Annotated in this window: 14 protein-coding genes; 9 read left to right on the top strand and 5 right to left on the bottom strand. The window is 61.8% G+C overall.

All coding sequences use genetic code 11. The features are described 5' to 3' along the window. Positions 1 to 172 precede the first annotated feature (172 nt). The 5 genes from QTJ18_RS24145 (at position 173) to QTJ18_RS24165 (ending at position 6,273) form a co-directional block, all read left to right on the top strand. The gene (locus QTJ18_RS24145; protein ID WP_252753711.1) at positions 173 to 1,966 is read left to right on the top strand and encodes an acyl-CoA dehydrogenase C-terminal domain-containing protein; all 1,794 of its coding nucleotides are present in this window, start codon (positions 173 to 175) and stop codon (positions 1,964 to 1,966) included. Positions 1,967 to 2,020: 54 nt separating this feature from the next. Then, a complete protein-coding gene (locus QTJ18_RS24150) occupies positions 2,021 to 2,281 on the top strand; it encodes an AbrB/MazE/SpoVT family DNA-binding domain-containing protein (protein WP_252753712.1) in 261 nt (86 codons plus the stop codon). Beyond that, entirely contained in the window at positions 2,281 to 2,610 is a 330-nt protein-coding gene (locus tag QTJ18_RS24155) for a type II toxin-antitoxin system PemK/MazF family toxin (RefSeq protein WP_252753713.1), read from the top strand. The genes QTJ18_RS24150 and QTJ18_RS24155 overlap by 1 nt, the downstream gene beginning before the upstream one ends. A gap of 50 nt (positions 2,611 to 2,660) precedes the next feature. Then, positions 2,661 to 3,869, top strand: coding sequence for an acetyl-CoA C-acetyltransferase (locus QTJ18_RS24160; RefSeq protein WP_252753714.1), 1,209 nt, complete (start codon positions 2,661 to 2,663; stop codon positions 3,867 to 3,869). 187 nt (positions 3,870 to 4,056) lie between these two features. Continuing rightward, positions 4,057 to 6,273, top strand: a complete 2,217-nt coding sequence (locus QTJ18_RS24165) for a 3-hydroxyacyl-CoA dehydrogenase NAD-binding domain-containing protein (RefSeq protein ID WP_252753715.1) — start codon at positions 4,057 to 4,059, stop codon at positions 6,271 to 6,273. 101 nt (positions 6,274 to 6,374) lie between these two features. Here the strand turns inward: QTJ18_RS24165 and QTJ18_RS24170 are convergent, their stop codons facing one another. Both QTJ18_RS24170 and QTJ18_RS24175 read right to left on the bottom strand, forming a co-directional pair. Then, positions 6,375 to 7,097, bottom strand: a complete 723-nt coding sequence (locus QTJ18_RS24170; RefSeq protein WP_252753716.1) for an LrgB family protein — start codon at positions 7,095 to 7,097, stop codon at positions 6,375 to 6,377. Further along, positions 7,097 to 7,465, bottom strand: coding sequence for a CidA/LrgA family protein (locus QTJ18_RS24175; protein ID WP_252753717.1), 369 nt, complete (start codon positions 7,463 to 7,465; stop codon positions 7,097 to 7,099). The genes QTJ18_RS24170 and QTJ18_RS24175 overlap by 1 nt, the downstream gene beginning before the upstream one ends. Before the next feature lie 346 nt (positions 7,466 to 7,811). On the opposite strand from QTJ18_RS24175, the gene QTJ18_RS24180 reads away from it, so the two are divergent. Continuing rightward, a complete protein-coding gene (locus tag QTJ18_RS24180) occupies positions 7,812 to 8,942 on the top strand; it encodes a sensor histidine kinase (RefSeq protein WP_252753718.1) in 1,131 nt (376 codons plus the stop codon). A gap of 91 nt (positions 8,943 to 9,033) precedes the next feature. Here QTJ18_RS24180 and QTJ18_RS24185 read toward each other — a convergent pair whose 3' ends face one another. After that, positions 9,034 to 10,257: an OpgC family protein gene (locus QTJ18_RS24185; RefSeq protein ID WP_252753719.1), complete on the bottom strand. Its 1,224-nt coding sequence runs from the start codon at positions 10,255 to 10,257 to the stop codon at positions 9,034 to 9,036. 182 nt (positions 10,258 to 10,439) lie between these two features. After that, on the bottom strand, positions 10,440 to 13,943 hold the full coding sequence (locus tag QTJ18_RS24190; RefSeq protein ID WP_252753720.1) for a PAS domain-containing hybrid sensor histidine kinase/response regulator: 3,504 nt from the start codon (positions 13,941 to 13,943) through the stop codon (positions 10,440 to 10,442). A 208-nt stretch (positions 13,944 to 14,151) separates the two neighbouring features. On the opposite strand from QTJ18_RS24190, the gene mscL reads away from it, so the two are divergent. The 3 genes from mscL (at position 14,152) to galE (ending at position 17,134) form a co-directional block, all read left to right on the top strand. Further along, positions 14,152 to 14,574 carry a large conductance mechanosensitive channel protein MscL gene (gene mscL, locus QTJ18_RS24195; RefSeq protein WP_252753945.1) on the top strand — a complete coding sequence of 141 codons (423 nt, stop codon included), beginning with the start codon at positions 14,152 to 14,154 and terminating at the stop codon, positions 14,572 to 14,574. A 193-nt stretch (positions 14,575 to 14,767) separates the two neighbouring features. Next, positions 14,768 to 15,934, top strand: coding sequence for a pyridoxal phosphate-dependent aminotransferase (locus QTJ18_RS24200; protein WP_252753721.1), 1,167 nt, complete (start codon positions 14,768 to 14,770; stop codon positions 15,932 to 15,934). Between the two features lie 168 nt (positions 15,935 to 16,102). Continuing rightward, entirely contained in the window at positions 16,103 to 17,134 is a 1,032-nt protein-coding gene (gene galE / locus QTJ18_RS24205; protein ID WP_252753722.1) for a UDP-glucose 4-epimerase GalE, read from the top strand. A 144-nt stretch (positions 17,135 to 17,278) separates the two neighbouring features. Here the strand turns inward: galE and QTJ18_RS24210 are convergent, their stop codons facing one another. After that, positions 17,279 to 17,752 carry a chemotaxis protein CheW gene (locus tag QTJ18_RS24210; protein ID WP_252753723.1) on the bottom strand — a complete coding sequence of 158 codons (474 nt, stop codon included), beginning with the start codon at positions 17,750 to 17,752 and terminating at the stop codon, positions 17,279 to 17,281. Positions 17,753 to 17,881: the final 129 nt, after the last annotated feature.

A 17,881-nucleotide genomic window follows, 5' to 3' on the forward strand; every position in this document is an offset into this window, starting at 1 on the left:
AGCGCTCGGTTTTTGCCTTGGATGTGGGCGGAAAGCCGGGTTCTCGGGCAATTGCGCTCTCGAAGAATCTACCGGCCGCGCTGTTTTGACGGATTGACGTTTACGCGCACGTCAATATTTTGTAGGACAAGAGAGCCGGTTTGGCCGGCCGCTGATTTGGAGGAGTTCGCGAATGCCCGTCTACAAGGCCCCGGTCACCGATACTTTGTTTGTCCTGAAGGATGTGCTTGGCATCGAGCGCTACAACAATCTTCCCGGCTTTGCCGATGCCACGCCGGAAATGATCGAAGCCATTGCATCGGAAGCGGCGCGGCTCTCCGAAGAGGTTCTGTTTCCGGTGAATTATTCCGGTGACCAGGAAGGCTGCGTGCGCGCCGACGACGGCTCGGTGACGACCCCGAAGGGCTTCAAGCAGGCATACGATGCCTATTGCGAGGGCGGCTGGATCGGGCTGGCGGTGCCGGAGGAGTTCGGTGGCCAGGGCCTGCCTTACACGCTGCATGCTGCGGTGGGAGAATATACGTCCGCCGCCAACATGTCGCTGATGATGTATCCGGGCCTGACGCAGGGCGCGATCGCGGCAATCCTCGTGCATGGCAGCCAGGACCAGAAGGAAACCTATCTGCCGAAAATGGTGGAGGGCAAATGGTCCGGCACCATGAACCTGACCGAGCCGCATTGCGGCACCGATCTCGGTCTTTTGCGCACCAAGGCCGTGCCGAACGGCGATGGCAGCTACAAGATTTCCGGGCAGAAGATCTTCATCTCTGCCGGCGAACACGACATGACGGACAATATCGTCCATCTGGTGCTCGCCCGCATCGAGGGCGCGCCTGCCGGGACCAAGGGGATTTCGCTGTTCATCGTGCCGAAATTCATGGTCAATGCGGATGGCTCGACCGGCGAGCGCAACAAGGTCGTCTGCGGCGCCATCGAGCATAAGATGGGCATTCACGGCAATGCCACCTGCGTCATGAATTACGACGAAGCGACCGGCTATCTCATCGGCGCGGAGAACAAGGGCCTGAACGCCATGTTCGTCATGATGAACGAGGCGCGGCTCGGTGTGGGGCTGCAGGGCCTGGCCATTTCCGAGATCGCCTATCAGAATGCGGTCGCCTATGCCAAGGACCGGATCCAGGGCCGCTCGCTCTCCGGGCCCAAGGCGCCGGACAAGGCTGCCGATCCGATCATCGTGCATCCGGATATCCGCCGCACGCTGATGACGATCCGGGCCTTCAACGAAGCCGGCCGCGCCTTCATGCTGTGGACGGCCTTGAAGTCCGACATCGCCCATCGGTCCAATGACGAAGCGGAACGCCAGGCGGCCGATGACCTTCTCGGTCTTGCAACGCCCATCCTCAAGGGCGTGCTGACCGATAAGGGCTTCGACCACGCGGTCATGGCCCAGCAGGTCTATGGCGGTCACGGCTATATCGAAGAATGGGGCATGAGCCAGTATGTGCGCGATGCGCGCATCGCCATGATCTATGAGGGCGCGAACGGGATCCAGGCCCTCGACCTTGTCGGGCGCAAGCTCGCCTTGAATGGCGGCCGGGCAGTCATGGCGGCCTTCAAGGAAATCGGCGATTTCTGCGAGGAGAACCGCGGCGACGAGAAGATGGCGCCCTATACCAAGGCGCTGAAGAAGGGCTTGAACGACCTCCAGGCCTCCACCATGTGGTTCATGCAGAATGCCATGGCCAAGCCCGACAATGCCGGTGCCGGCTCGACCGATTACATGCATCTCTTCGGTCTGGTCATGCTGGGCTATATGTGGGCCAAAATGGCGAAATCGGCGCAGGACCTGATCGAGGCCGGCGACGACCGCTCCGAATTCCTGGCTGCCAAGCTCGTCACGGCGCGCTTCTACATGGAGAAGATCATGCCGGAAACGGCGTTGCGCAAGACCCGCATCGAGGCGGGCAGCGACACGCTGATGGAATTGGTGGCGGAGGCGTTTTGATTGTCACACGACGGAAAAAGTTATATGGTGGTATAACTTTTTACGGAGGCAAAAATGGCATTTTCCACTTTGCGCACGGTCGGCGGCTCGGTGATGATGGCGATCCCGAAGGCGGTACTGGAAGAGCTGGGGATTGCTGCCAACACAAAGGTGGAGGTGTTGGCGGAGGGTGGAAGAGTTGTTGCTGTGCCGCAGACGCGGACCAAATACACGTTGGAGGAGCTTCTGGCTCAATGCGACCTTGAAGCGCCATGGTCTGAAGACGAACTCGAATGGATGAACGCGCCCTCGGTCGGCCGTGAGATTATCGACTGATGGAGCGAGGAGACATCTGGTTTGCAGATCTGGAGCCGACCAGGGGGCGTGAGCAGGCCAAGGCGCGCTACGTCATGATCGTATCGCAACGAGGCTTCAATCAACTGGGTGTCCAGTTGATTGCCCCGATCACCTCAGGCGGCGAGTTTGCAAGAGCGAGAGGCTTCACGGTTTCGCTGTCGGGTGCGGGAACCAAGGCGACGGGCGTGATCCTCTGCCACCAGATCAGGACGATTGATCTGAAGGCTCGGGAAGGCCGCTTCATCGAAAGGGCGCCCGATTTCATCGTGGCGGAAGTGCTGGGCCGCGTCGCGGCCTTATTGGATTAGCTGCGGTAAGAATTTAAGGGCGCGCAGGCGCTGATAGGGAGATGAGACACATGACCGAAGTCTATATCTACGACCACGTGCGCACGCCGCGCGGTCGCGGCAAGAAGGATGGTTCCCTGCACGAGGTGCCGTCTGTGCGCCTGGCCGCCAAGACGCTGGAAGCCATCCGGGACCGCAACGGTCTCGACACGTCCACCATCGACGACATCATCATGGGCTGCGTCGATCCCGTCATGGATGCCGGTGCCGTCATCCCCAAGGCTGCTGCTTTCGAGGCCGGTTATTCGACCAGAGCGCCCGGCATGCAGATCTCGCGCTTCTGCGCCTCGGGGCTCGATGCCGTCAATTTCGCCGCCGGCAAGGTGGCGGCCGGTTCCGACGAGATCGTGATCGCCGGCGGTGTCGAAAGCATGTCTCGCGTCGGCATGGGCATGTCCGGCGGTGCCTGGTACATGGATCCCTCCGTCAACTTCCCCGGCTATTTCATGCCGCAGGGGGTTTCGGCCGATCTGATCGCCACGAAATACGGCTTCAGCCGCGATGATGTGGATGCCTATGCCGTGGAAAGCCAGAAGCGGGCGGCGCATGCCTGGGCGAACGGCTATTTCAGCAAGTCCGTCATTCCGGTGAAGGATCAGAACGGCCTGACCATTCTCGACCGCGACGAACATATGCGGCCCGAGACGAACATGCAGTCGCTGGCCTCGCTCAACCCCTCGTTCCAGATGCCGGGCGAAATGGGCGGTTTCGAAGCGGTTGGGATTCAGGCGCATCCGGAAGTCGAGCGTATCACCTATGTCCATCATGCCGGCAATTCCTCCGGTATCGTCGATGGAGCCGCCGCCGTCCTGGTTGGGTCGAAAGCCGGTGGCGAGACCATGGGTCTGAAGCCGCGCGCGCGCATTCGCGCCTTCACCAATATCGGGTCCGATCCGGCCCTGATGCTCACCGGCCCGGTGGATGTGACGGAAAAGCTCCTGAAGAAGACCGGCATGTCGCTGAAGGACATCGACCTCTTTGAGCTCAACGAAGCCTTCGCCGCCGTGGTGCTGCGCTACTGCCAGGCCTTCGAGATCGAGCACGACAAGATCAACGTCAATGGCGGTGCCATTGCCATGGGTCATCCGCTGGGCGCCACCGGCGCCATGATCCTCGGCACGGTTCTGGACGAGCTGGAGCGGCGCGATCTCAACACCGCGCTTGTCACGCTCTGCATCGGCGCCGGCATGGGCACGGCAACGGTGATCGAGCGGGTTTGAGGCTCTTCAATGACTGCCCCTCACCCCGCCTCCGCTTCGCTCGGCGCACCCTCTCCCCGTAAACGGGGCGAGGGGGACCAAAAGCGTCGCGGCATACTTCTTCTCCCCGCCTGCGGGGAGAAGGTGCCGGCAGGCGGATGAGGGGCAAACAACGCCAAAGCGATTTTCAGGGAAGAGGAATCCCAATATGAGCGCCTATAAGAATTTCACCGTCGAAACCGACGCAGACGGCATTGCCCTTGTGACCTGGGACATGCCGGACAAGAGCATGAACGTCTTCACCGTCGAGGTGATGGACGAGATCGAAGCCATCCTGAACCAGACCGTGGCGGACGAGGCGGTCAAGGGCGTGGTCTTCACCTCCGGCAAGAGCTCGTTCTCCGGCGGCGCAGACCTGACGATGATCCGCGGCATGTTCTCTCTTCTGCATCAGGAACAGGCAAACAATCCCGATACGGCCATGCAGAAGCTGTTTGATGTCGCCGGCCGCATGACCTGGCTGTGGCGCAAGATCGAGACCTGCGGCAAGCCGTGGGTGGCCGCCATCAATGGCGTGTGCATGGGAGGCGCGCTGGAACTGTCGCTGGCCTGCCATGGCCGCGTCGTCTCCAATGCCAAATCGGTCAAGCTCGCTTTGCCGGAAGTCAAGGTCGGCATCTTCCCCGGCGCCGGCGGCACGCAGCGTGTGGCCCGCCTTGCCAATACGCAGGACGCCCTGCAGATGATGACGACCGGCCAGTCGCTGGCGCCAGCCCGCGCCAAGGCCATGAACCTCGTGCATCAGGTCGTGGACCCCGACCAGCTGATCCCGGCCGCCAGGCAGATGATCAAGGACGGGCTGAAGCCGGTCGCGCCCTGGGACGAAAAGGGATTCAAGGTGCCGGGTGGCGGCATCTGGACGCCTGCCGCCGCACAGCTCTGGCCGGCAGCCCCCGCCATCTTGCGCCGCGAAACGGCCGGCAATTATCCGGGCGCCCTCGCCATCCTGAAATGCGTCTATGAAGGCCTGCAGGTGCCGTTCGATACCGGCCTCAAGATCGAGCAGCGCTATTTCACCCAGGTGTTGCGCTCCACCGAAGCCTTCTCGATGATCCGCTCGCTGTTCATTTCCATGCAGGAACTGGGCAAGGGTGCGCGCCGTCCGGCCGGCGTCGAGAAGAAGAAGCTCTCCAAGATCGGCGTGGTCGGCGCCGGCTTCATGGGCGCGTCGATCGCCTATGTCACGGCCGCGGCCGGAATTGCCGTCTCGCTGATCGATCGCGACGAGGAAGCCGCAGCCAAGGGCAAGGCGGTTTCCGAAAAGCTGGTGGCCGACAGTGTCGGCAAGGGCCGCATGACCAAGGAAGAAGGCGAGAAGCTGCTCGCGCTCATCACGCCGACAGCGGATTATTCGACCTTGTCGGATGTCGCCCTCGTGGTCGAGGCCGTTTTCGAGGATCGCCAGGTCAAGAAGGACGTGATCGAAAAGGTCGAGGCCGTGCTGCCGGAAACGGCTATCTTCGCCTCCAATACCTCGACCTTGCCGATCACCGGCCTCGCGAAGAACTCCAGGCGTCCAAAACAGTTCATCGGCGTGCATTTCTTCTCGCCGGTTGAGAAGATGATGCTGACGGAGGTGATCCTCGGCGAGGAAACCGGTGACGAGGCACTGGCGGTCGCGCTGGATTACGTCGCCCAGATCAAGAAGACGCCGATCGTCGTCAACGATACGCGCGGCTTCTATGTCAACCGCTGCGTCTTCCGCTATATCAACGAAGCCTATGACATGCTGATCGAGGGCGTCCCGGCCATCATGATCGAAAATGCCGCCAAGATGGCCGGCATGCCGGTCGGCCCGCTCTCGCTGAACGACGAAGTCGCCGTCGATCTCAGCCAGAAGATCATGAAAGCGTCGATCGCCGATCTGGGCGAGGCATCGGTCAAGCCGGAGCATATGGCGCTTGTCGATAAGCTGGTGAACGATCTCGATCGGCGTGGCCGCAAGAACGGCAAGGGCTTCTATGAGTATCCCGCCAAGCCGGCAAAGAAGTTCCTGTGGCCGGGCCTGAAGGACCTCTACCCCCAGACGCCGGCATCCGACGTGGATGTGAACGTGCTGAAGCAGCGCCTTCTCGTCACCATTGCGCTGGAAGCCGCCCGCACCATGGAGGAGGGCATCGTCACCGATCCGCGTGAGGCCGATGTCGGCTCGATCCTCGGTTTCGGCTTTGCCCCCTATACCGGCGGAACCCTCTCCTATATCGACGGCATGGGCGTGAAGACCTTCGTGGAGCTTTGCGAAAACCTTGCCGGCCGATATGGCGAGCACTTCAAGCCGACACCCCTGCTTCTCGATATGGCGGCCAAAGGCGATACCTTCTACACGCGGTTCGATCCGTATGGCGCGGAGCAGAAGGCCGCCTGACCATAGGCTAGGCACGTTGCGGGATCGCTCACGAGCGAGCGGTCTCGATCATCCTGCGGGGGGAGTCGCAGGGGTGACCCGTGGCGCCTTCGGGTGCATTGTCAGACCCCCAGCAGCAGGCGTGCCGCGATCGGCACGATGATCGAGGTGGCGATCGCGTTCAGGGCCATGGCTATTCCAGCAAAGAGACCGGCGGTCGGATCGACGTCATAGGCGCGGGCCGTGCCGATGCCATGCGAGGTCAGGCCGGCGGCGAAACCTCGTGCGGCAAAATCGCGAATGCCCATGCGGTTCATCATGGGGGTCACGATCAAGGCGCCGGTAATGCCGGTGAGGATGACCAGCACCGCCGTCAGCGACGGATTGCCGCCCAGCGATGAGGAGACCGCCATGGCCACGCCGGCTGTGGCCGATTTCGGCAGGAACGAGATCATCACCTCGCGTGACAGGCCGAACAGCCAGCCGAGCAGGATCACCGAAAGAACCGCCACCAGGGATCCGACCAGAAGAGCCAGGGCGATCGGCACCACGACTTTCCTGACCTCCTGCCACTGCTGATAAAGCGGAACCGCTATGGCCACCGTGGCCGGCCCCAGCAGGAAGTGGACGAATTGCGCGCCTTCGAAGAACTGCTCGTAGGGGATATCGAAGACCGTCATCATCAGGGTCAGCAGGACGATCGAGCTCAAGACCGGATTGGCGAGCGGGTGGCGCTTCAGGCGCAGGGACAGTTCCACCGCAAGGATCCAGGTGGAGATCGTCAGCGTCAGCCAGATCAATGGCGAGGTGGAAAGATAGACCCAGAGGTCGACAGGGCTGCGCATCAGGCTCCCCAATGCCGGGCCAGCAGCCGCCGCGCGGCGATGAAGGTCCACACCGTCGCGACCAGCGTCACGATCGCCGACAGGACGAGGACAGCTGCAATGGGGCCCGCTTCGGTGCGGACGACGCCCCACAGGGACACTACGCCGACGCCGGCGGGCACGAACAGCAGGCCAAGATTGGAAAGCAGCGCTCCGGAGGCCGTTTCAATCTGCGGGAAGGACGTGCCTTTCCAGCTCTGCATGGCGCGCAGGAAGACAAACAGCAGAATGAGACCGATGACGGGACCGGGAACGGGCAGCTTGACGAGGAATACGAGACATTCCCCGATCAGCTGGAAGAGAAGGAGGGCGGCAAGGCCACGCAGCATGTGATCAACTCCAAGGAGAAAGCCCAGGCGGGATATCGAGGCCTGGCGAAGCGACGGGACGCGATCATACTTGGTGACGCGCCGCAATCTCAAGCGCGACAGAATGCTGATCGCACACGCCCAAAAGGCAGTCGGCGCAGCATCACCAAAGCGGATGCGCGTTTGCCGTTCGTCCGCTGCCGCAAAAATACGAATCCATATCAGAACTCGCGCCCGATGGTGGCTCCTTGGTCACGGTTGGGACGCCATCGTACAAAGCGAGGCTTTCCGGGAGCCATGATCTGCTGCATCCGAATTCATTCTCCGCTAAACAACGAAAATGATGACGACGAAGAAAGGATTCGCGATGAGCGGCGAGGAGTCAGCGTCACCGGTCGCAGGCGCGGCCAGCGGGTCTGAAACCGATCCCCGTTTCGCCGCCCGTGAACTGACGGTCGCGCGCCTGTCGCGGCTGCCGGCCTTTCGTTCGACCTGGCAGGCGCCGACCCGGCGCGAGACAATTTTCGCCTATGGGGCATCGCTGACAATCGAACTGGTTGCGATCTGGCTGCGCTTCGCCATCGATTCCTATCTGCCGACCGGCTTTCCCTATCTGACCTTCTTCCCGGCGGTGATCTTGACCGGCTTCTGCTTCGGCATTTATCCGGCGCTGCTCAACAGCGTCATTTCCGCGCTGGTGGCCTGGTATTGGTTCATCGCGCCGATCGGCAGTTTCGCCCTCACTCTGCAGTCCGTCACCGCGCTCGGCTTCTTCTTCCTTGTCGTGGCGATCGATCTCGGCCTTCTGCAATTGCTGCTTCTGGCCTATTCGGAGCAGGTGCGCGCAAGGCGGGACCTGACGCGACATCTCCAGATGCAGCAGCTTGTTTCCGAAGAGGTCGATCACCGGATGAAGAACCTTCTGGCCACGACCAGCGGGCTGATTGCACTGTCCCAGCGGCACGCAGAAACGCCCAAGGAACTGGGTACCCGATTGCGCCAGCGGATCCAGGCCATGGCGCATTCCATCAATCTGCTGAGAGGCTCCCTGCACGGGGGAAGCGCGGGGATGCGCGAGACGCTACTGACGGCGCTGGCTCCGCTCGGTCTGGCGGAGGGCGAGCGGATGCTCGTCGAAGGTCCCGACCTGAACCTCAATGGCTCCACCATCATGTCGCTGAGCCTGATCTGCCATGAACTCGGGACCAATGCGCTGAAATACGGCGCCCTGTCCGGAGAGGGCGGCCGCATCCATGTGTCGTGGCGGCAGCAGGCGCGCGAATTGGCGCCGGATGATGATCTAGACGAGCCGATGATCGAACTCGTCTGGCATGAGCGGGACGGGCCGAGCGTTGCGGCACCCAGCCGGCAGGGATTCGGAACGGAGCTCATCACCCGCATGGGATCGAGCTTCGGCGGACCGACGACACTGGATTATGCGCAAGACGGACTGGTGGTACGTTTCCAGATGCGCCCGGAACTGGTGATTGCAGGCTAGGGACAAAACCCGATCAAGCCACACATGCCAAAACGAGAAGCGGCGCCGTAAGGCGCCGCACGTCGTTTGATTTGCCGTCTTCGGCTGCGGTTCAGCGCTTGTTGAGCGTGGCAACCTTGACCGTCTGCGGGCGGCGCGGCGCAACGGTGGCCGTGCCGAACCACTTGTCCCGTTCTCTCCAGAGGGCGGGAACAGCCAGAAGCGCAACGCAGGTAACGGCGATGGCGGTCTTGGTCAGTTCCGACAATTCCGGCGTGCGGCCGTCCAGGTAATAGACGGCATAGACGATGCCGACGTGCCAGACATAGACATAGAGCGAATGCCGGCCGAGCAGCTGCAGGAATTTCAGCGAGAGAACCCAGATGATGCCCTGGCCGATGCGGCGAACCCACAGCGCCTTGTGCTGCGGTCCGGCAATGACCAGCCAGGTGATCAGCGTGGCAGCCGCGACAAAATTGATCAGATAGACGGGACCGAAATCAGCGCGGATTTCCATGGTCGCGAATTTGCCGATCACGTCGCCCGGCATCAGGCCATGCGCCGTCATGATCCGCAGCGGCAGGAAGAAGGCGCAGATCAGCGCGCTGATGGTCGGGATGAAGGTGTTCTGCGGCGAAAAGATCCGGCCCCATTCGATGCGGTTGAGCGATGTCAGCGCACCCAGGACGAGGCCCGAATAGAACACGATCTGCCAGCCGAGAAGGTTGAACGAGACACGGACGCCCTGTTCGTCGGAGCCCATGAAGAACTGGTGGATCGGATCGGTCACCAGCTTCTGCAGGCCAAGCTGGCCCGCCATCCAGAGGATCAGCGAACCGGCCATGACATGCGCCCATTTGCCGTCGATCACCAGTTTCACCAGGAACGGCGCAAACAGCATGTAGATGATGTATTGCGGCAGGATGTCCATAAATGTCGGCTGGAAGACAAAGGTCGCGATCGCGGCCAGGCGCAGCGGGTCGTCGAAGGTCGTGTAACCCAGCCAGTTGTACCAGAGATGATAGGCGCCCGGCAGGATCATCTGCGCTGCCAGGACGCAGAGGACGATTCCCATGGCATAGCGGTACAGTTCGAAGGCGCGGGAATAGATGGCATTTCTGCCGACCTCGTAGCCGTTCTTGGCCATCTTGCGGACATAGACCATGCCGATCAGCAAGCCGGACAGAAACACGAAGCCCTGCGCGTCTTCCACGAAGGCCAGCTGGTTGTGATTGATCTGAACAAGCCAGTAACCGCCTGCAAAGATCAAATGGTTGATGAGCATGAAGACGAGGAAATAGCCCCGCATCCCATCAATCAGATCATAGCGTTTCATCGGTCACGTCTCCATCGCTCGGACCGATGGCCTCACGCCGCTCCGTCCGTTTTGCCACCTCGGGCAGGTTGTATTGCGTCTCAACGCGGCTTAAGCAGGGCGGTTCCCGCAGGGCACATCGCTATAGATGCTGATCATGTATCAGCGAAAGGGGATGAATCCTGGCTGAACAGGAAAAAATCTCACTCGGCCGCGGCGCGCCGCGCATTGACCATTTGCGTGAGATAGGCCCGCAAGGCAGCAGGCTTAACGGGCTTGTGCTGGATGCCCAGCCCGTATTTTTCGGCTTCCATGCGCACATCCGCGCTGCGATCGGCGGTGATCAGCAGGGCGGACATGGCGCCGCCGCACCGGGCTCGGACGCGCAGAACGGCATCGATCCCGCTGCCGTCATCGAGATGATAATCAGCAATCACAATTTCGGGAGCACATCCCTCCCGCTCGAGCAGGCTGTCGAGCGCGGCGAGGGATTCGCTGGTCTCGACGAGACAACCCCACCCGGTCAGCAGCAGGCTCATACCGTCGAGGATCTGCTTCTCATTGTCGATACACAGGACGCGCAGGCCGGCCAGTGGCGTGTGGCTTGCCAAGGGGGCGGCATCCTTCACCGCAAGGCGCGGCGCCTTGATGTCGCGCGGCATGCGCACCCGAAAAATCGTTCCGCGCCCAGGCGTGGAGGCCAGTTCCACCGGATGCGACAGCACGCGGGAAATCCGGTCGACGATGGACAGGCCAAGCCCGAGGCCGGAGGCCGTGCGGGCGCCCTCATCCAGCCGGGCGAACTCCTTGAACACCGTCTTGAACTTGGAGGAGGGGATGCCGATACCTGAATCCACCACATCGATCACCACTTCGCCGCCGCGCCGCCGGGCACCGACCAGCACCTTGCCGCTGATCGTGTATTTGATGGCATTGGAGACGAGGTTCTGCACCAGACGGCGCAGCAGATTGGGATCGGTCTTCACCGAAAGCGATGTGGGGATCACCTTGAACTTCAGGTTCTTCTCCCGCGCGATCGGTGCGAAATCGGTTTCGATCCGCTGCAGCAGTTCGCCGAGCGGAACCGAAACGAGCCGCGGTTTCATCGCGCCGGTATCGAGACGGGAGATATCCAGCACCGCGCCCAGAATGCTCTCCACCGATTCCAGCGCCGAATCGATATTGCGCACCAGTTGCCGGTTTTCCGTTTCGCCCATCCGCTCCACCAGGGAGGAGGAGTAAAGCCGGGCGGCATTGAGCGGCTGGAGGATATCGTGTCCGGCGGCGGCGAAGAAGCGCGTCTTTCCAAGATTGGCTTCATCGGCTGCGGCGCGGGCAAGGGCCAGTTCGCGGTTGACCCGCGTCAGTTCGGCGGTCCGTTCCTCCACCCGCTGTTCCAGCGTCTCATTGGCCTGCTCCAGCGCACGCGCTGCAGCGACCCGCTCGGTCATATCGGTGAAGGTGGAGACGAATCCGTCATCGGGCATGGTGTTAGACCGCACTTCGATGATGCGCTCGCCGCCGCGCAGGACAAGCGAGAAGGGACTGTCCATCGTCTTGATGCGGGCGATGACGGCCTCGCCATCGGCTTCCGCCAGATCGCCGCGATCGGTCAGGATGCCGACGATGTCGCTCAGCGGATAGCCCACCTGGCCGACCTGCTCGGGCAGATCGAGCAGGTTTCGCAGACGCCGGTTCCAGATGGCCAGCCGGTCGGAACTGTCGAAGACCGCAACACCCTGGTCCATCTGAGAGAGCGCGGTTTGCAGAATGTCCTGGTTGTATTGCAGGGCTTCGCTTGCCTGGTCCAGCAGCCAGGCCGTGTCGGAACTCGCATCTTCCGCCTTTTGCAGGATCAGCGAGAGCACCAGCCGGGCGGAGGAGGAGCCGATGGCGCTTCCCAGCAATTGCTCGGAGAAGTGGATCAGCGCCATGTCGGCGGATTCGTGATCGACGAGCCGCCGCCCGGCATTGCGCTCGTAATTGGCAAAGGATCGGCGCATGCGCTCCTCGCCGAGATAACGCGCAATGGTCGCCTTCATGTCACCGACACTCACCCGCGTCTTCCAGCCGCGCGTGGCAAATTGCGAGCGCAGGTGGCGCTTGACGAAGATGCCGGCCTGGATGCGTTCGAGCGGACGCGGATTGCGCGACAAAGACCCGATCACGAAAGCGGCGCTGTTGATGATCAGGCTGAGCAGGACGGCATTGACAAGTCCATCGGCTTCGGGGCCGGAAAAGATCTCGGTTCCGGGAAACAGGAAGTCGAGAACCGTCGCCGCAAGGGCGGAATTGTCGGTGCCTCCGAGGCTTGGCAGGAAGAGGAGGTAGGCCCAGGCGAAGAAGCCGAGGGACATGCCGGCAAGGGCGCCTCGCGCATTGGCCCGGCGCCAGAAGAGCCCGCCAAACAGCGGCGGCGCGATCTGGGCGACGGCGGCGAAGGACAAAAGCCCGATGGAGGCCAGGCCAGATTCGCTGTCGGCGCTGCGGTAATAGGCATAGCCGAGCATCAGCACGGCAAAGATCGCGATCCGGCGGATCCGCAGGAGATGCTTGGCGAAGTCCGAGCGCTGGCCGCCGGAGGTCAGAAGCTTCCGGCGCAGGAAGATCGGCATGACGATATCGTTCGACACCATGATCGACAGCGCCACGGAGGCGACGATCACCATGGCCGTGGCGGCGGAAAAGCCGCCGATGAAGGTGAAGAGCGAGAGGATGGGCCTTTCGTGGCTGAGCGGCAGCTGCAGGACGTAGAGATCCGCATTGCCGGATCCGCCATAGGTGATCAGGCCGGCCACGGCGACGGGCAGCACGAAGAGATTGATCACGATCAGGTAGATCGGCAGGAGAATGCCGGCCGTCTTCAATTCCTGCTCGGTCCGGTTTTCCACCACCGTGACGTGGAATTGCCGCGGCAGCATGATGATGGCAAAGCCCGACAGGCCGATCAGCAGCAGCCAGCGGGCAATCGGCGTCTGGTAGTTGAGCGCCGAGGTTACCAGAAGACTGTTGGAAGCCTTTTCCCAGAGATCGAAGGGACCGTCGAACATTAGGAAAACAACGGCTAAGCCTGCAGAGAGAAAGGCAACCAGCTTCACCATGGATTCCATGGCCACCGCGAGAATCAGTCCGTCCTGGTGCTCCGTGGCGTCGGTATGGCGGGTGCCGAAGATGATGGCGAAACAGGCCATCATCACCGTCACGATGAAGGCCAGATCGAGGAAATAGAGATTGCCGCTGCCGATGCCGTAATCGGCCGGATCGACCATGGCCGCGACCGAACTGGCGACCGCCTTCAGCTGCAGCGCGATATAGGGAATGGCGCCGACCAGCGAAATGACCGCGACGAGCAGTGCGACGGCGGAATTCTTGCCGTAGCGGGCGCCGATGAAATCCGCCGGAGAGGTGAGCTTTTCCGCCTTGGCCAGTTGGATGATCCGGCGGATCAGCGGCAGGCCGATCGTGAAGGCCAGGATCGGCCCGATATAGATGCCGAGATATTCCAGCCCCCGCTCCGAGGCGAGGCCCACGCCCCCGAAATAGGTCCAGGATGTGCAGTAGACTGCCAGCGACAGGGCATAGACGATGGGCCGTCCGCCTTTGGGCACGCCGAACCGTTTGCTCCTGCGGTCGCCATAGCTCGCCACCGCAAACAGCAGCAAGATATAGGCGCAGGCGGCAAGCAGTATGATCCAGCCAGGCAGCATAGACCCTCCCGTGCCAGCTACGCTCATCAGCGCCGATCATAGGCGAAATCGAAAGGCTTGGAAATCGAAGCCGGTCTCGGAAATAAGTTGAATAGGATGCGGATGACGAAGCGGGCGCCGGCGGCGAGATGGGTCTTTCCAAGCCCGGCTACGGAGCTATATTCGCCTCATCAACATCTCGTGTTCGTCAGAAGGGGTCCCCATGTCTATGATTGCTGAGTTTCGCTCTTTCATTGCAAAGGGCAACGTGGTGGATCTTGCCGTCGGTATCATTATCGGCGGGGCCTTCACCGGTATTGTCAACTCGCTGGTCAACGACATCGTCATGCCGGTCGTGGGCGTGATCATTGGCGGGATCGATTTCTCGAATTATTTCATTGCCCTCAACGACAAGGTCACCGCCACCAGTCTTGGCGCCGCGCGTGAGCAGGGGGCGGTCTTCGCCTATGGCAATTTCATCACCGTCGTCCTCAATTTCATGATCCTCGCCTGGATCATCTTCATGATGGTCAAGCTGGTCAACCGGATCCGGCTCCAGGAAGAGAAGAAGCCGCCTGCCGCCCAGCCTTCGCCGCCGCCCGCCGATGTGCAGCTCCTGACGGAAATCCGCGATCTCCTGAAGAGCCGCTAAGAGCCGGCTGCCCGCTTGCCAGTGCCAGCGCCGGTGCCAATGCCAATGTCAGTGCCAATGTCGGCAGGCCTTGCCGGATCATCCCCCGGCTTTGCCTGGCCGATCCATCACCAATTGCGATAGGCCATGCACCGAATCTCATGAGATTTCGTCTGCGGGATGCGCTATGGAAGCGGCAGATGGAGAACCTGGCATGACCCTGATGGAAAGTCTCAGCGCCCGCGCGCTCGCCGCCCCGCAAAGCGGCATTGTCGAACTGGTCAATTACGCGCGGGGCCGCCCCGGCCTTATTCCACTCTGGGTCGGCGAGGGTGATCTGCCGACGCCCGCCTTCATCAGCGATGCGACGAAGCAGGCCCTGGATGCGGGCGAAACCTTCTACACCTGGCAGCGCGGCCTGCCGGAACTGCGCGATGCGCTGGGCCGCTATTATGAGCGGCATTTCGACGTGTCCCTGCCGCGCGATCATTTCTTCGCCACCAGTTCCGGCATGCATGCCATCACCTTGAGCGTCCAGGCTCTTGCCTCGCCGGGCGACGAGGTCATCCATCTCACGCCCAGCTGGCCGAATATCGTGGCCGCCATCGGCGTGTCCGGCGCCAAGGCCGTCCCTGTGCCGGTCGATTTCGCCGATGGCCGCTGGACGCTCGATGTGGGCCGGCTGGAAGCGGCGATCACCCCTGCGACCAGGGCCATGTTCATCAACACGCCCTCCAATCCTAGCGGCTGGACTGCGACGCGGAGCGATCTGGAAGCCATTCTTGCGCTTGCCCGCAAACACGGGATCTGGATCATCGCCGACGAGATCTATGCGCTTTACTTCTACGAAGGCGTTCGGGCGCCGTCCTTCCTCGACATCAAGGACGCGGATGACCGGATCATCTTCGCCAATTCCTTTTCCAAGAACTGGTCCATGACCGGCTGGCGCGTCGGCTGGATTGTGGCGCCCGCGCAGATCGGTCAGGTGCTGGAAAACCTCATCCAGTATTCCAGCTCGGGGCTTGCGCCTTTCATGCAGCGGGGCGCAATCGCCGCACTCGATCAGGGCGACGATTTCGTCCGCTCCAATATCGAGCGCGCCCGCACCTCCCGTGACATCCTTTGCGATGCGCTGATGGCCACCAACCGGGTTCAGACGCTGAAGCCGGAGGGTGCGATCTACGCCTTCTTGAAGATCGACGGTGTCGATGATCCGCGCCAGGCGGCCTTTGATATCGTCGAAAAGGCGCAGGTCGGCCTGGCGCCCGGAACGGCCTTCGGACCCGGCGGCTCTCCCTTCCTGAGAGCCTGCTTCCTGCGCGATCCCGCCCAGGTGCGCCAGGCAGCGGAGCGCCTTTGCGATTACATCAGCAGGTTGTGACCTGCGAAACGAGGCTGTCGCACGCAAGTCGGTAAAATCCGAGATATTCTGTTATGGGATCGTTTTCTTTAAGGAAAACAAGATCTTCGCCTGAGGCTTCGCGGTAAGCACTGGTGAAGGAGATCCATGTTTTGCTTCTGCCGGACAAAGATGGCAGGGAGCATGAACATGGCGGTTCTCGTAACCGGAGGTGCGGGCTATATCGGCAGCCACATGGTGTGGGCCCTGCTGGATGCCGGCGAGGATGTGGTGGTCATCGACCGCTTGTCGACCGGCTTTCGCTGGGCAGTCCCGGATGCCGCGCGCTTCTATCTGGGGGATGTCGGCGACCGGACGCTGCTGGAGAAGATCTTCTTAGAGAACCAGATCGATGCCGTGCTGCATTTTGCCGGCTCGATCGTCGTTCCGCAATCGGTTGCCGCTCCGCTGGACTATTACGAGAACAACACGGCGAAGACCGCGCTCCTCGCCGATGCCGCCATCAAGGCGGGCGTGGAGAATTTCGTCTTTTCATCGACGGCTGCGGTTTATGGCGAACAGCCCGATGATGCACCGGTTCGCGAAAACGCGCCGACAGTGCCCAAGAACCCCTATGGCCAGTCGAAGCTGATGTCGGAACTGATGCTGCGCGATGCCGCCAGGGCTCACAAGTTCCGTTATGTGGCCCTGCGCTATTTCAACGTTGCCGGGGCCGATCCGCGCGGGCGTACCGGCCTTTCCACCGAAGGCGCCACGCATCTGATCAAGATCGCCTGCGAGGCTGCCCTTGGCAGGCGGCAGTCGGTCGACGTCTACGGCACCGATTATCCGACGCCGGATGGTACCGGAATTCGCGACTATATTCATGTCAGCGATCTGGTGGAGGCGCATCTGAAGGCCTTGTCCTACCTGCGCCGCGGCGGCGAGGCTCTGGTCGCCAATTGTGGCTATGGGCGCGGCTATTCGGTGCTGCAGGTTCTGCAATCGGTGAAGCGGATCGAAGGGCGGGAGTTCGGGATCCAATATGGTCCGCGCCGTCCGGGCGATCCGGCGGCCGTCATTGCCGATTCCACCTTGGCGCGACGGCTTCTCGGCTGGTCGCCGAAGCATGACGATCTCGATCATATCGCCGCGACGGCACTGGCCTGGGAGCGCTCGCTCAGCGTTCGCCAGCATGGCGACCTGCGTGCCATTCATCGCAAGCTGGCGGCAAATTTCTGATCGCAGGGATTGCACGCTGCGAAAGGAGTCTCAGGGAGATCGTCAAAATGGATCGGTCTCTCCAGCGACCAAGGCGTCCGGGCAACGCCTTGTCGTGAATTCTGCCGGCCTTTGCCGCGACAGATCGAAGTCGAGGTTTGAACCCTAGGCGACCATGCCCCAATCGTCTGCACTGCCTGCGCCGAACATGCGTTCCAGGTTGAGGAAGCAGATCATGCCGCTGTCATGGGCGATCAGCCCATCCGAGAAGGCCGAGCTCGAACCGGCCGCGGCGGGAACCGGCTGAAGCCGGCTGGACGGGATGGTCATGATATCGGATACCCGATCCACCAGCAGCCCGACCGTCATGCCATTGATGTCGGCGACGACGATGGCGGAGCGCTCGTTGACTTCCGTGCTCTGCATGCCGAGCTTCACCGCAAGGTCGACGATCGGGATCACGGTCCCGCGCAGGTTCATGACGCCGATCACATCATAGGGCGCATGCGGCAGCGGCGTAACCGGAGCCCAGCCGCGAATTTCGCGGATCGAGGTGGTGCGCACGCAAAATTCCTGGGCGTGCAGCCGAAAGGCGATAATTTCCAGAACCTCGTCACCGCTCATCTGCACCGCATTCATTGTCGAAACCTCCTCGCACGCCATGATGGCCCATGCTTGAACAATATTGCGGCGCCGCCTGTCGCGCATTCCGCCTTGCCGCCGATTGCTGCCGTCAAAGCCCTGCCAAACCCCTTGCGGGGCAGCTCG

Origin of the sequence: Rhizobium sp. SSA_523, assembly GCF_030435705.1 — a bacterium.
GTDB lineage: Bacteria > Pseudomonadota > Alphaproteobacteria > Rhizobiales > Rhizobiaceae > Neorhizobium.

Excerpts from the sequence above, each read along its gene's own strand:
- QTJ18_RS24145 (WP_252753711.1), top strand. The coding sequence starts at position 173 with ATGCCCGTCTACAAGGCCCCGGTCACCGATACTTTGTTTGTCCTGAAG.
- QTJ18_RS24150 (WP_252753712.1), top strand. The coding sequence starts at position 2,021 with ATGGCATTTTCCACTTTGCGCACGGTCGGCGGCTCGGTGATGATGGCG.
- QTJ18_RS24155 (WP_252753713.1), top strand. The coding sequence starts at position 2,281 with ATGGAGCGAGGAGACATCTGGTTTGCAGATCTGGAGCCGACCAGGGGG.
- QTJ18_RS24160 (WP_252753714.1), top strand. The coding sequence starts at position 2,661 with ATGACCGAAGTCTATATCTACGACCACGTGCGCACGCCGCGCGGTCGC.
- QTJ18_RS24165 (WP_252753715.1), top strand. The coding sequence starts at position 4,057 with ATGAGCGCCTATAAGAATTTCACCGTCGAAACCGACGCAGACGGCATT.
- QTJ18_RS24170 (WP_252753716.1), bottom strand. The coding sequence starts at position 7,097 with ATGCGCAGCCCTGTCGACCTCTGGGTCTATCTTTCCACCTCGCCATTG.
- QTJ18_RS24175 (WP_252753717.1), bottom strand. The coding sequence starts at position 7,465 with ATGCTGCGTGGCCTTGCCGCCCTCCTTCTCTTCCAGCTGATCGGGGAA.
- QTJ18_RS24180 (WP_252753718.1), top strand. The coding sequence starts at position 7,812 with ATGAGCGGCGAGGAGTCAGCGTCACCGGTCGCAGGCGCGGCCAGCGGG.
- QTJ18_RS24185 (WP_252753719.1), bottom strand. The coding sequence starts at position 10,257 with ATGAAACGCTATGATCTGATTGATGGGATGCGGGGCTATTTCCTCGTC.
- QTJ18_RS24190 (WP_252753720.1), bottom strand. The coding sequence starts at position 13,943 with ATGCTGCCTGGCTGGATCATACTGCTTGCCGCCTGCGCCTATATCTTG.
- mscL (WP_252753945.1), top strand. The coding sequence starts at position 14,152 with ATGATTGCTGAGTTTCGCTCTTTCATTGCAAAGGGCAACGTGGTGGAT.
- QTJ18_RS24200 (WP_252753721.1), top strand. The coding sequence starts at position 14,768 with ATGACCCTGATGGAAAGTCTCAGCGCCCGCGCGCTCGCCGCCCCGCAA.
- galE (WP_252753722.1), top strand. The coding sequence starts at position 16,103 with ATGGCGGTTCTCGTAACCGGAGGTGCGGGCTATATCGGCAGCCACATG.
- QTJ18_RS24210 (WP_252753723.1), bottom strand. The coding sequence starts at position 17,752 with ATGAATGCGGTGCAGATGAGCGGTGACGAGGTTCTGGAAATTATCGCC.